This is a genomic window from Bradyrhizobium sp. MI1.7, from assembly GCF_055811795.1.
Genome location: NZ_JBVVPO010000030.1, coordinates 20,108 through 33,900 on the forward strand (window position 1 = coordinate 20,108; position 13,793 = coordinate 33,900).

General features: G+C 62.5%; 12 protein-coding genes. All 12 read left to right on the forward strand.

Features of this window, described 5'->3' with window-relative positions; genetic code table 11:
• The first annotated feature begins 85 nt into the window (after nucleotides 1–85).
• The 12 genes from AC0L3X_RS25125 (at nucleotide 86) to ssuC (ending at nucleotide 13,792) form a co-directional block, all read left to right on the forward strand.
• On the forward strand, nucleotides 86–1,333 hold the full coding sequence (locus tag AC0L3X_RS25125) for an acyltransferase family protein (RefSeq protein WP_063986100.1): 1,248 nt from the start codon (nucleotides 86–88) through the stop codon (nucleotides 1,331–1,333).
• Nucleotides 1,334–1,438: 105 nt separating this feature from the next.
• Nucleotides 1,439–2,644, forward strand: coding sequence for an LLM class flavin-dependent oxidoreductase (locus AC0L3X_RS25130; RefSeq protein WP_063981188.1), 1,206 nt, complete (start codon nucleotides 1,439–1,441; stop codon nucleotides 2,642–2,644).
• Between the two features lie 269 nt (nucleotides 2,645–2,913).
• Nucleotides 2,914–3,702 (forward strand): helix-turn-helix transcriptional regulator, encoded by a 789-nt coding sequence (locus tag AC0L3X_RS25135; RefSeq protein WP_063981189.1) that lies wholly within the window; start codon nucleotides 2,914–2,916, stop codon nucleotides 3,700–3,702.
• 332 nt (nucleotides 3,703–4,034) lie between these two features.
• Nucleotides 4,035–4,775, forward strand: a complete 741-nt coding sequence (locus tag AC0L3X_RS25140) for a dienelactone hydrolase family protein (RefSeq protein ID WP_354265722.1) — start codon at nucleotides 4,035–4,037, stop codon at nucleotides 4,773–4,775.
• A 346-nt stretch (nucleotides 4,776–5,121) separates the two neighbouring features.
• Nucleotides 5,122–5,997, forward strand: a complete 876-nt coding sequence (locus AC0L3X_RS25145; protein WP_063981191.1) for a L,D-transpeptidase — start codon at nucleotides 5,122–5,124, stop codon at nucleotides 5,995–5,997.
• A 337-nt stretch (nucleotides 5,998–6,334) separates the two neighbouring features.
• Complete coding sequence (locus AC0L3X_RS25150) at nucleotides 6,335–7,573, forward strand: hypothetical protein (protein WP_063981192.1); 1,239 nt, start codon at nucleotides 6,335–6,337, stop codon at nucleotides 7,571–7,573.
• Between the two features lie 220 nt (nucleotides 7,574–7,793).
• Nucleotides 7,794–8,960 (forward strand): cytochrome P450, encoded by a 1,167-nt coding sequence (locus AC0L3X_RS25155; protein WP_063981193.1) that lies wholly within the window; start codon nucleotides 7,794–7,796, stop codon nucleotides 8,958–8,960.
• Nucleotides 8,961–9,041: 81 nt separating this feature from the next.
• Complete coding sequence (locus AC0L3X_RS25160) at nucleotides 9,042–9,485, forward strand: hypothetical protein (protein ID WP_283017543.1); 444 nt, start codon at nucleotides 9,042–9,044, stop codon at nucleotides 9,483–9,485.
• 377 nt (nucleotides 9,486–9,862) lie between these two features.
• Complete coding sequence (locus AC0L3X_RS25165; protein ID WP_063981194.1) at nucleotides 9,863–10,813, forward strand: sulfonate ABC transporter substrate-binding protein; 951 nt, start codon at nucleotides 9,863–9,865, stop codon at nucleotides 10,811–10,813.
• A gap of 38 nt (nucleotides 10,814–10,851) precedes the next feature.
• Nucleotides 10,852–11,814 (forward strand): sulfonate ABC transporter substrate-binding protein, encoded by a 963-nt coding sequence (locus tag AC0L3X_RS25170; protein WP_063981195.1) that lies wholly within the window; start codon nucleotides 10,852–10,854, stop codon nucleotides 11,812–11,814.
• A gap of 8 nt (nucleotides 11,815–11,822) precedes the next feature.
• On the forward strand, nucleotides 11,823–12,989 hold the full coding sequence (gene ssuD, locus AC0L3X_RS25175; RefSeq protein ID WP_063986101.1) for an FMNH2-dependent alkanesulfonate monooxygenase: 1,167 nt from the start codon (nucleotides 11,823–11,825) through the stop codon (nucleotides 12,987–12,989).
• Nucleotides 12,986–13,792, forward strand: a complete 807-nt coding sequence (gene ssuC / locus AC0L3X_RS25180; protein WP_063981196.1) for an aliphatic sulfonate ABC transporter permease SsuC — start codon at nucleotides 12,986–12,988, stop codon at nucleotides 13,790–13,792. The genes ssuD and ssuC overlap by 4 nt, the downstream gene beginning before the upstream one ends.
• Nucleotide 13,793: the final 1 nt, after the last annotated feature.

A 13,793-nucleotide genomic window follows, 5' to 3' on the forward strand; every position in this document is an offset into this window, starting at 1 on the left:
CGATTATGGGATTGGGCAAGAGAGCCCTGACATGATCGGGCAGATTGCCGGAAACAAGCCTTTCACCAGCAAGCCGAGTCCGTCCATGTCCCGATCGACCGCCATCGCCCCCGCATCGGAACGGTTGCACGCGCTCGACGCGGTCAGGGGTTTTGCCCTGCTGCTCGGCATCGTCCTGCACGCAACCCTGTCGTTCGTGCCGGCCCCGACCAGGATCTGGATCATACAGGATACCCATCAAAGCCTGGCCCTGGGCCTGCTGTTCTTCGTCATCCACGTCTTCCGGATGACGACCTTCTTCCTGATGGCGGGTTTCTTCGCTCGCATGAGCTTTCATCGCCGGGGAATCTGGGGCTTCGTCACGGACAGGTTGCAGAGGATCGGACTGCCGCTAGTGGTCGGCTGGCCGATCGTGTTTACGCCGATGGCCCTGGTGGTCATATGGGCCGCGGGCTTTCCGAACGGCGGCCCGATCCCCGGCGCACCTCGCTGGCCGCCGGTGCTGCCGAATTTCCCGCTGACCCATCTCTGGTTTCTCTATGTGCTGCTGGAGCTATATGTCGCCATGCTCCTGCTGCGCGGCGCAATTGTCTGGCTCGATGTATCAGGCACGCTGCGAACGGTTGTCGACCGCCTCTTTGCGCAGATTATGCAAAATCCGCTGGCGCCCCTGGTTCTGGCGATCCCGATCGGCATCGCTTTCTGCCTCGATCAAAGATGGATCAATGTGATGGGCGTGAGGACGCCGGATCAATCGCTCGTCACGAACCTCCAGGCGTGGGTCGGCTTCGGCACTGCCTTCGGCTTCGGTTGGTTGCTGCATCGGCAGACCGATCTACTGCGGATTTTGGAGCGACGCTGGCTGTGGAATCTCTTGCCGGCGCTCGGCCTCATTCTGATCAGTTTCGTGCTTGTCGGGGTGATGATGTCCGTGCCGGGTGCGCCGAAATTGCCGGTTAGTTTCGCCACGCTCAGGCTTGTCTCCGCCATCCTATATGCGCCGGCGATATGGATCTCGACCTTCGCTGTCCTCGGCCTCGCGCTCCGCTTCATGTCCGGCCTCAGCCCGACCCGGCGCTACCTCGCCGATGCCTCCTACTGGCTCTATCTGATCCACATGCCGATCGTGATGGCGCTGCAGGTCGCGCTGTCGCAGCTCGACTGGCCCGGGCCGGTCAAGTTCGCCATCATTCTCGTCGTCGCGATTCTCCCGATGTTGGCGAGCTATCATCTGCTGGTGCGCTTCACCTTCATCGGTGCGCTCCTGAATGGCCGCCGCGCACGGCGCGAAGCGGCGCCTGCCGCCGCGGTCACAGGCCCCGCCGTGCCATAACGCGAAGTGTCGGGTCATTCTCCCGCACGGCGGAATTGCGGCTCCATAGACAGCGCCTCCCCGCTCACTAAGATGAGTGCAACAAGAATAAGCGGGAGAGGCGTCATGAAGTTCGGCATCTTCTATGAGCTGCAGCTGCCACGGCCCTGGGTGGCCGGCGACGAGCTGAAGCTCTACCAGAACGCGCTCTCGCAGATGGAACTTGCCGACAAGCTCGGTTACGACCACGCCTGGGTCGTCGAGCATCACTTCCTCGAAGAGTACTCGCACTCGCCCTCGCCGGAATCATTCCTCGCCGCCGCGAGCCAGCGCACCAAGAACATCAGGCTCGGCCACGGCATCCTCCAGCTCACGACGAACCACCCGGCGCGCGTCGCCGAGCGCGTCGCGGTGCTCGACCTGCTCTCCAACGGCCGCTGCGAATTCGGCATGGGCGAAAGTGCCTCGATCACCGAGCTGACGCCGTTCGGCCGCGACATGGAGACCAAGAAGGAGGTCTTTGAGGAGGCGGTGCAGGCGATCTTCCCGATGTTCAAGGATGCGGGGAGCGAGCACCACGGCAAGTATTTCGACATTCCCTTGCGCAATGTCGTGCCGAAGCCGGTGCAGAAGCCGCACCCGCCGCTGTGGATGGCCTGCTCGCAGCTGCCGACCATCGAGCGCGCCGGCCGCCACGGCTTTGGCGCGCTGGGCTTCCAGTTCGTCAGCGCCGACGCGGCGCACGCCTGGGTGCACGCCTATTACAACGCGATGACCAAGCGATTGCACAAGCTCGCCGACTACGAGATCAACCCGAACATGGCGCTGGTCTCGTTCTTCATGTGCGCCAAGACGGATGAGGAGGCGCGTGCGCGCGCCGACGGCGCCACCTTCTTCCAGTTCGCGCTGCGGTTCTACGGCGCCTCGCAGAACCGCCAGCGTCCCGCGCCCTACACCGTCAACATGTGGGACGAGTACAACAAGTGGAAGCGCGACTATCCGGAAGCGCAGGAGGCGGCGCTGCGCGGCGGCCTGATCGGCTCGCCCGAGACCATCCGCAGGAAGCTGAAGCGCTTCCAGTCGTCGCATATCGACCAGGTCATCCTGCTCAACCAGGCCGGCAAGAACAGCCACGAGCACATCTGCGAATCGCTCGAGCTGTTCGGCCGCGAGGTGATGCCGGAGTTCCAGAACGATCCGGCCCAGGCGGCGTGGAAGCAGGGCGTCATGAGCGGCGAGATCAAGCTGGAAGAGATCGACACCGAGGCGTTTACGGATCGCTACGGCAAGCTCGCGATCAACGTCGCGCCGGCGAAGGCCGCCGCGGGGTAGGGGCGCTGCATCCGGCATGGGCCCCGGCTTAGCAGCGCCATAGCGCGTCGAAGACGCGCGTAAACGCGCTTATGTCACGCTGCGCTGCGTCCGGGGCACGAGACCTTTTCCGCATCGGCCAGCAAGACTCTCGTGTCCCGGACGCGCTGCAACGCGTAGCGTTGCTGCGCAGAGCCGGGACCCAGAAGCGGCATAAGCCGCCGTCTCCGACTTTCGGTCAAACCCGGCTGCTGATATCGTCCGCCAAAAGAACTTTTGCGGAGGAACCAATGCGGCCCCACGGCATGGCCTCAACTCCAGCGGCGAACGACATCGCGCCGGCGGTGCTCGCCATCGGCCGACCTGATTTCCCGAATGTCCTGATCGACACGTTGCGCCGGCAGGCCGGCGTCGGCCATTGCATGGTGTTCGCGCTGACACGCACCGGCGCGGCGAGCTGTCTGCTCGACGCCGGCAACATCCCGATCGGCAGCGATCTCGGCGCGGCCTATGCCGGTCAGTTCCACGAATCCGATCCCAATCGTGATGCGCTGTTCGAAGGCGAGGGCAGCGCGCCGATCATGCTGCCGTCGTTCGCGCCGCGCATGTATGGCGCGCGCTACCGGAAAATCTTCTTCAACGACTCTGATATCGTCGACAAATATGCGACGGCGATCTGGGTCGGCGACACCTGCTTTTATGTCAATTTCTACCGCATCACCGCCCAGGGCTGCTTTGGCGACGTCGAGCGTGCGCGGCTCCAGGTTATTGCGCCTGCGATCGGCGCCAGCGTTGCGCGTCATTTCCAGCAGGCGGCCACCGCGACGCCCGACCAGAACCTCGCCGCGTTGTTCGCAACGCGCGCGCCCCTCTCCGCACTGACGCCGCGCGAGCAGGACGTCTGCCGCCGCATCCTGCTCGGTTTCAGCTCCGAGGCGATCTCGCAAGCGCTGGGCATCAGCCTGCATTCGACCCTGACCTACCGCAAGCGCGCCTATGAGCGGCTCGGCATCTCCTCGCAGAACGAGTTGTTTGCGATCGTGCTGGGCTTGCTCTCGGGGCCGGGCCACCTGAACTAAAGGGGACTCTAGATCCGCGATATCTGCTTCCGAGAGCAAAGCCGACGCGCAGCCGGCCCTCCGGGGTCGTCGCCTTTTGACCCAAGGCCGACATCCGCGGCGCGAATCCTCTTCAAGGATACTTACGCTTTCCCAAGTCGGATATGGTGTTGACCAGAATCAAGGGGGCAAAGGTGCAATTTCCAATGAGGCAAATCATACTCTCAATAGTCGCTGTTTTGTCGTTCTCATCTGCGCGTGCTGAGATGGTCAAGATACCTTGGCATACTTCAGCGCAGTCCCTGCCTTGGATTCCCGGCAACGAATACATCGACGGCAGGTCGAAAAACTTCATGGATGGCACCGTCGAGGAAAAGGGTAAGGTAAAGGCCGAGGGCGAACTGTCGGCGGACATTATACGGCCGCAGGGCGCCAAGGGACCAGACCCCTTCGTGATCATGCTGCACGGCTGCGACGGGTTCGGCCGGGTCGAGAGGAAATGGGGGCGTGACTACGGCGGCAGATTGGTCGGAGCAGGCTATGGTGTTCTCCTGCTCGACAGCTTCGGCAGCCGGGGATTGGGACCCGACGGCGTCTGCTCGGATCCCAGCCAGTTGACTTGGGCGCGGCGCCGGGCTGACGATGCGTATGCGGCGCTGGACTGGCTAATCGGACAGAAGATCGCCGATCCCAAGCGGGTCTACGTCCTTGGCCGCAGCAACGGTGCGACCACGACCTTGATCATCATGAACCGGGCGATCGGCGACCTGCACGAGCACATGTTCGCGGGCGGCTTCGCGATGCAGCCGTCCTGTTATTTGATGAAGAACGTCGAGTTCTACGCCCCGGTCCATCTCTTCCTAGCAGAGAAGGACGAGGCGACCAGCCCCATCCTCTGCGGCCAGATGGCCGAGAGCAAGCGGTCGATTCCCGTGAAGACGGTGCTGTGGAAGGGGGCGAACCACAGCTTCGAAGATCACGAGCCAATCCACGTTTTCCATGGCTACCATGTCGGATACAATGCCGCGGCTGCGGAAGGCACCATCAAGGCAATCATTAGTGCGTTGAACGAGGCCAAGAAAGCGGAAAACTGACCGCGCGGAGTCGCACAGCCTGTAGGTATGCGACGACGGCCGAATGGCGGCGGATAGATGCGGGAAGTCCGCCTGAACGACTTCCGCTCGTGGCCCGAAGCCGCCGTCAATGAAGGAGCGGAGCGCGTTCGCTCCGCCCGGCGATTCAGACCCCGACTCGTTCCGCGATGAGAAGCGCGTCGTCCGCATCGCAACCTCAATATCAAGCGGTACGCCCAATTTTCACGTCGCCGAACAAGAGTTGGGCGTTAACCATCGCCAACGGTTCCCCTCTGAGCGACATCGCTTCGAAGTTTCTTAAATCTTGCCGGGTACCTCTTCCAGGCATGGTGACCTGGGGAAAGACATGAGTAAGCGGGCCAAACGTAAGAAGGCAGAGGCCCTCGCAATACCCATGGCCGCGAGAGTCGCAATTGGCGCCGTGGCCGTCGCCGTCGTGGGGTATAGCTTGCTGTCTAGCCCGGCGGACGTGCAACCGATACGAAAACCGTCAGCACAACAGGCCCAGGCGTCGTCAACTCCGGTTTACGTGTCGACTCCAGTTCGTGCATCAGCGCCAGCTCCGGCTGCGATTCCGGTTCCGGCTCCGATCCCGGCCCCTCTGGTCGAACCACCCAAAGCCGACGCTGGCGTTCCCGGAGCACTTGTCCGGCAGGTGGTTGACTACGCCAGCCGTCAGGCGCCGGGCACCGTGATCATCGATACCGGAAACACATTCCTCTATTTCGTTCTGAACGACAGGCAGGCGATGCGCTACGGCATCGGTGTTGGCCGCGAAGGTTTCACATGGTCCGGTGAGCAGACTGTGGCCCGCAAAGCAGAATGGCCGGATTGGCATCCGCCTGTGGAAATGGTCTCGCGTCAGCCTTATCTGCCGCGGTTCATGGCGGGCGGTCCGGGCAATCCGCTCGGCGCCCGGGCGATGTATCTCGGCGAGACCGAATATCGCATTCACGGCACCAACAATCCCGATACGATCGGGAAGAAGGTTTCGTCCGGCTGTATCCGGCTGACCAATGACGACGTCGCGGACCTTTACGAGCGGGTGAAGATCGGAGCGAAAGTGATCGTGCTTCCGGCAACCGCAGCCCGCAGGCCCTCCCAGGGAGCGCCGGCCGACGCCGCTTTCCGGCTGCCGGACCCGGCATCGCCGTCGAAGCGGCCCCTGGCGGCTAACGCGCAGATGTTGTCATCCGGACCGAAGATCGCCGAAGCTCGGTAAGTCAGTCCTCGGTCCTCGGTCTGCAACCGAGGACAAGGAGGCAATTCAAGTCGTCGCGTTTAAGTCAGTTGCGGGCACTTAACGAACGTTCGCTCATGCGCTTGCCGATGTCCGCCGTCGGGGAATCGCGAATCGACTAAAGCGAGCGGTTTATCGCTTCGATGACTTGGGATAGCATCGTATCATCCCCGCCCTATCGAGGGGTGACGGGTAAGGCCGGCATTTGAATTGGAAGACTTAGGTTTCAAATGCCTCGCTTACGGCCCTCGGAATGTGAGGCATTTCGCAGACAGATCTACGCGCGCATTGTCAACTCCTGAGAGGAGCGAGTCCCGACATGAGACGTCGCGAGTTTGTCACGCAACTAGCCGGTGCGGTGGCGGCTTTGCCAATCGCGGCGCTTGTCCTTGCCCTTGCGAATTCCAAAAGCCTTGCACAGGCAGCCAAGAACGAGCCGAGTACTGAGGCCCTTCGGCTTGAACTCGACAAGGAAAAATGGCGCGACGAACGTGAGATGCGGGTGCGCGAGCTTGCTCTAAAGGAGCGGGAGCTTTCGCTTCGGGAAGGCGAGCAAGTCAGCTCTAAATGGTTCAATCCTCTCTTTGTCGCGATTTGCGCCGCCGCTCTGGCTGCATTGGGAAACCTCTTGGTCACCTTTTTCAACGGGAGGACCCAGCTAAAGCTTGAGACAAGCAAGGCGGAGTCCACGCGCATTCTTGAAATGATCAAGACCGGCGACACGGAAGCCGCGGCCAAGAACTTGGAATTCTTGCTCGGAGCAGGCTTGGTCGTTGAGAAGGACCAGGCAATCTCTCTTCGAGAATATCTTGATCGTCGGCAGCCGGGCAAAGGTCCGTCGCTACCATCGCCGGGACGATTTGCCTTTGAGGCTACAACTGATCTGACGGCCGACATTCAAACCGAGCTACAGGGAAAACTCGAGGCATACATTGCTTACCTCGACAAGATTGGTTCGCCGCCCGACTTGGTTCAGGCGAAGATCAAGATTGGTGCGGTGCCCGGGCAGTATGCCCGGTACCAAAACAACACGCTCGAAATTGACTCCAGGATCGCCCGCGATGTTTTTGTGGCCTTGCGAGAATATAGCCATCACGCTCTAACGTCCAAAACCAACAATCCATGGACGGGAAACTTCGCCGGGATCGAGTCGGGTCTTGCCGACTACTTTCCAGCAAGCTTCTTGAACAACCCACGGGTAGGTGAAATTTCCGCTGAGATCATCCGCCCGGGTCAGCCATATCTCCGTTGCCTCGACAACAGGCTGAAGTTCAAGACGACAAAGGCTTTGAAAGATGATCCCTGGACTACCGGCGAGATTTGGGGCGGTGCGTTCTGGGAAATGCGCAATCGACTAACTGGGGATGTGATCGATCCGATTCTTATGAAGGCATGGTGGTCTTTGTTGGACCACCCGTCCAAGACCAGCGCGCCAAAGGCGTTTGCAGCGGAGGTGCTTGCCGCCGCAAAGCTGAATCAGCACGACAAGACGATCCAAACGATTCTGCGAAATCGTGGATTTTCGCTTGATCAGGCAGCGTCCGTCCCTGGCCCTTAGACGCGATCGGTAGATGCTTTGCGTGGGCTTCGCGGATGGCGGCTCGATCCCCGGCCGTGAGAAGCTGTAGGCGCAGGCCATACAGACCGTCCTTACGGCGGCCCGATTCTTTCCCGATGCTTGGCTGAATCTTTGCCGGCTTGTCCCAATCGCTGGGGACAGACAGACGCCTCCGAAAACGGTAACTTGAGGGATCGAGGAAATTACAAGGGAGCAACGCTTGAGCACCGCGCCGCGCATCGACATCGACCCTGCCGCATTCTGGGCCGACCCCTATCCGATGCTCGCAAAAATGCGCAAGGAAGCGCCGATCGCCTTCGTGCCGCAGCTCGGCTCGACGCTGCTTGCGAGCCGCGACGACATCTCGATCTCCGAGAAGCAGATCGACGTGTTCTCCTCGCACCAGCCCGCCGGCCTGATGAACCGGCTGATGGGCCACAACATGATGCGCAAGGACGGCGAGGCGCATCAAATCGAGCGGCGCGCGATGTTTCCGACGGTGTCGCCGAGGACGGTGAAGGCACACTGGACCGCGCTGTTCCAGGCCCATGCCGACCGCATCATCGGTGCGATCGAGCCGGGGCGGATCGATTTCATGCGCGACTTCGCGCTGCCGTTTTCCGGCGAATGCCTGAAGTCGATCACCGGCCTCACCAATATCGGCTTCCAGGACATGGATTCGTGGTCGCAAGGCATGATCGAGGGCATCGCGAACTATGGCGGCGATCCCGCGGTCGAGGCGCGCTGTCATGCCGCGACATCAGGGATTGATGCTGCGATCGACGACATTCTGCCTTTGATGCGCAAGCATCCCGATCAAAGTATCCTCGGCGTACTCCTCGCTGCGGGCATGCCGATGGAGAGCGTGCGCGCAAATGTAAAACTCGCGATCTCTGGCGGCCAGAACGAGCCGCGCAAGGCGATCGCCGGCACGGTGTGGGCGCTGCTGAGCCATCCTGAGCAACTCGATCTCGTGCGCAAGGGTGAGGTGACCTGGCTCGAGGCGTTCGAGGAATATGCCCGCTGGATTTCGCCGATCGGCATGTCGCCGCGGCGCATCGCAAAACCGTGGAGCATCCGTGACGTCTCTTTCGAGCTGGATGAGCGCGTGTTCCTGATGTTCGGCTCCGCCAATCGCGACGAGAAGCATTTTGAGCGCGCCGACCAGTTCGACGTGCGGCGCGACACCTCCAAGAGCGTCGCCTTCGGCGCCGGCCCGCATTTCTGCGCCGGCGCCTGGGCCTCGCGTGCGATGATTGCCGACGTCGCGCTGCCGACGGTGTTCGCGAGGGCGAGTCGTCTCGAACTTGCCGACCATGAGCCAGTGCGGATCGGCGGCTGGGCGTTTCGCGGCCTGCAGAACCTGCCGGTGAGGTGGGTGCACTGACCAGACGACGGTCGCCGTGACGGCGAACTCGTGTCGTCGGACGATTGAACCGCATCGTTCCCCGGCGACACATATGGCGTCATGTCCATCCAGTTCTGGCCCAAGCCGTGGCTTGAATCGTCTCTGGCTGCCGCATCGGCGCTGATCGCGTTGCTGGTCGTCGTACCGGCGCGCGCCGCCGGACCGTCCTCCATTTCCGGCTGCTGGACGCAGACCTCGCTTGTGCCTTACGCCCAGACGCCGCCCGGCAAGGAGTGGGGTTCGCGGACCTGGTGCTTCAGGCCAGATGGGACGATGACCAGTGTCCACATCGCATGCGGCCGCGGCGGTTGCGACGGTTGGGATCGGGACGGACGTTACCGCTGGCGACGGCCGAACGTGTGGATCTCCGACGTCGATACGTCAGACGACGGCAAACATCAGACAATGGTGTGGCGTCGATGTCGCGTCAGTTTCCGCGCCAGGGATCGCATGGTGCTCGAGAATTGCTATTTCTCGTCCGATCCCTGGGTGCGCGACCACTGACCGCGCCTTGTCGGAGGCCCCGATCCACACACTGCCATGATGCCATCATGCTCCTGTTTTGCCCGACGTGTCAAACGAATTTCGGATAATACGTAAGTCATTGATCGGACTATTGTCGGCTACTGCGCATGGGGTTGTTTTCGACATTTCATGTTCTGGTGCTGGGAGCGTCGACCAGATTCCCGCGGCTCTCACATTCGCGTGCGGAAAAGAATCCCTCTGCATGAGCGCGCCCGCTTGAAAGATTAATCATGCGCTTCGCCACACGCGCAGTGCTCGCATCGCTATTTTCCCTGGCGTCTCGACACCTCCGCTGACCCGCACCATCATTCCTGCAACGCAAGGGAATGACGGCCGCAGGCGGCCGGGAGTGTGGAATGCAACGTCGTGACTTTCTCAAGCTCTCCGTTGGAACTGCGGCCGCCGCTGCATTTGCCTCCCGAGCGAACGCGCAGGGCGCGGTGAAGGAAATTCGTATCGGCTACCAGAAGACCGGCGTGCTGGTTATCACGCGCCAGCAGGCTTCCTTGGAAAAGCATTTCAATCCGCAAGGCATCGACGTGAAATGGGTCGAGTTCTCCTCGGGCCCGCCGATGATGGAGGCGATGAACGTCGGTAGTGTCGACTTCGGTTCGGTCGGCGATTCCCCGCCGGTGTTCGCCCAGGCCGCCGGAGCGGCGATCGTCTATGCCGCGGGCCAGCCCATCACCAACGGCCAGGGCATCCTGGTGCCGAAGGATTCGCCGATCCGCTCGATCGCCAATCTGAAGGGCAAGCGTATCGGTTTCACCAAGGGGTCCAGCGCCCACAATGTCGTGGTGCAGACGCTGGAGAAGGCCGGTCTCACCTATGCCGACATCACCCCGGTCTATCTGACGCCGCCCGATGCCGGTCCCGCCTTCGCCAATGGCAGCATCGAGGCCTGGGCGATATGGGATCCCTATTTCGCGATCGGTGAGACCAAGCAGGGCGGCCGCATCCTGATCAATGCACGCGAAGTCACCAAGACCAATTCCTTCTACATCGCCAACCGTGAGTTCGCGAAGAACCACGGCTCCATCCTGCAACAGATCGTCGATGTGACGACCGCGACCGGCAAATGGGCCGAACAGCACCGCGGTGAGGTCGCCAAATCGCTCGCCGCAGTCACCGGCGTCCCCTTGGACATCCAGACCGTCGCGGCCGACCGGGCGAACTTCGTGGTCGGCCCCGTCACCGACGACATCGTCGTGACCCAGCAGGGCGTCGCCGACCGCTTCTACAAGCTCGGCCTGATCCCGAAGCCGATCGTCGTTCGCGACATCGTCTGGCGCAGCGCGGCGACCTGATCGTGCCGACCAATCTCCCCATATCAAAAGGTCTGAACATGAGGCGCATCGTTCAACGTCTGATCGCCGCCATCGTGCTGTCGATCGGCATCGTCGCCGCCGCGGTCGGCACCTCCTACGGCCAGGACAGCCAAGCCAAGGTGGTCCGCATCGGCTACCAGAAATACGGCAAGCTGGTGCTGCTCAAGAGCAAGGGCACGCTGGAGCCGAAGCTCGCCGCCGACGGCTACAAGGTGGTGTGGACCGAATTCCCGTCCGGCCCGCCGCTGCTCGAAGCGCTCAATGTCGGCGCGATTGATTTCGGCAACACCGGTGAGGCCCCGCCGATCTTCGCGCAGGCCGCGGGCGCGCCGATCCAGTATGTCGCCTACGAGCCGCCGGCGCCGAAGGGCGAGGCGATCCTGGTGCCGAAGGACAGCCCGCTGAAATCGGTCGCCGATCTCAAGGGCAAGAAGGTCGCGCTCAACAAGGGCTCCAACGTCCACTATCTCCTGGTCAAGGCGCTGGAGAAGGCGGGCGTCAAATATTCCGAGATCGAGCCGGTGTTCCTGGCGCCGGCCGATGCGCGCGCCGCCTTCGAGCGCGGCGCGGTCGATGCCTGGGTGATCTGGGATCCGTTCCAGGCCGCCGCGGAAGCCGCCACCGGCGCGCGCACGCTCGCCGACGGCACCGGCATCGTCGCCAACTACCAGTTCTATTTCGCCTCGAAGAAATTCTTCGACACCAACCCGAAGATCGTCGACGCCGTGCTTGCTGAGCTGAGTTCGGTCGACGATTGGGCCGAGGGCGACATCCACGCGGTTGCCGAGCAGCTCGCGCCGGCGATCGGCCTGTCTGTCCCGGTGGTCGAGGTGGCGCTGAAGCGGCAGGCCTACGGCATCAGGCCGATCACCGATGCCGTCATCGCCGATCAGCAGCAGGTTGCGGATGCGTTCTTCGCGCTCAACCTGATCCCCAAATCCATCAAGATTTCCGACGTGGCCCGGAAACCAGGATCGTGAGCAAGCACATGAGTAAGCAGTCCAACACCAACATCCTCTGGTTCCTGCCGACCCACGGCGACGGCCGCTATCTCGGCACCGGCATCGGCGGCCGTGAGGTCAACTTCAACTATCTGCGCCAGATCGCGCAGGCCGCCGACCAGCTCGGTTATTACGGCGTGCTGTTGCCGACCGGGCGATCTTGCGAGGATTCCTGGATCGTGGCCTCCTCGGTTGCGCCGTTCACCGAGCGGCTGCGCTACCTCGTGGCTGTCCGCCCCGGCCTGCAATCGCCGAGCGTGGCGGCGCGCATGACCGCGACGCTCGACCGCGTCACCAATGGCCGGCTCCTTGTCAATGTCGTGACCGGCGGCGATCCCGTCGAGAACAAGGGCGACGGCATTTTCCTCGGCCATGACGAGCGCTACGAGGTCACCCGCGAGTTCCTCAGTGTCTATAGCGACCTGCTCGCCGGCAGGACCGTCAATGTCGAGGGCAAGCACATCCATGTCGAGGGTGGCAAGCTGCTGTTTCCGCCGGTGCAGTCGCCGCGGCCGCCGCTCTATTTCGGCGGTTCGTCCGATGCCGGCATCGACGTCGCCGTCGACGCCGTCGACAAATATCTCACCTGGGGTGAGCCGCCGGCTCTGGTTGCCGAGAAGATCGCGAAGGTGAGGGAGGTCGCAGCTGCGCGCGGCCGCAAGCTCTCCTTCGGCATTCGTCTTCACGTGATCGTTCGCGAGACCAACGAAGAGGCCTGGCGCGCCGCGAACGAGCTGATCAGGCATGTCAGCGACGACACCATCGCGCTGGCGCAGAAGAACTTTGCCCGCATGGACTCCGTCGGCCAGCAGCGCATGGCGCAGCTCCATGGCGGCAAGCGCGACAAGCTCGAGATCGCCCCGAACCTGTGGGCCGGTGTCGGTCTCGTGCGCGGTGGCGCCGGCACGGCGCTGGTCGGCGACGCCCAGACGGTGGCGGCCCGCATCAGGGAGTATCAGGACATCGGCATCGATACCTTCATCATGTCGGGCTACCCGCATCTGGAGGAGGCGTATCGCTTTGCCGAGCTAGTATTCCCGCTGCTCTCGCTGGAGCAGCCGAGCAACGTGACCAAACTGCACTTCAATGGCGGTCCTTTTGGCGAAACGGTCGGCAGCGATTACCGTCCGCAGCAGCGAGTGTCCGAGTCATGAGCCTGATTGACAGCGTTTCACTTCCGCGCAGCTTCCGCCTGCCGCGGGTTGACGGCCTGATCCAGTGGATCGTGCCGCTCGCCATCATCGCGGTCTGGCAGGTCGCGAGCGTCACCGGCTTCGTGCCGGTGCGCGTGCTGCCGGCGCCGAGCGACGTCGTGCTCGCGGGCTGGAAGCTGCTGCTCTCCGGCGAGCTCGTCCGCAACATCTGGGTGTCGTTCTGGCGTGCCTCGATCGGCTTCCTGATCGGTGGCGGCATCGGTTTCGCGTTCGGTCTCGCCAACGGCCTGTCGCAGCTCTCGGCCAAGCTCACCGACACCACGTTGCAGATGGTGCGCAACGTGCCGCATCTGGCGCTGATCCCGCTGGTCATTCTGTGGTTCGGCATCGACGAGAGCGCAAAGCTGTTCCTGGTAGCACTCGGGGTGTTCTTCCCGATCTACCTCAACACGCTGCACGGCATCCGCACCGTCGATCCGCAGCTGATCGAGATGGGCCGCATCTACGGCATGACCGACAGCGAGCTGTTCCGCCGGGTGATCTTCCCGGGCGCGCTGCCTTCGATCTTCGTCGGCATCCGCTTTGCGCTCGGCATCATGTGGCTCACCCTGATCGTCGCCGAGACCATCGCGGCCTCCTCGGGCCTCGGTTACATGGCGATGCAGGCGCGCGAGTTCATGCTGATCGACGTCGTCGTGCTCTCGATCCTGATTTACGCTCTGCTCGGCAAGCTCGCCGACAGCGCCTCCCGTGTGCTGGAGCGCCTGACGCTCTCCTGGCACCCCGCCTTCCAGAAACGCTGAG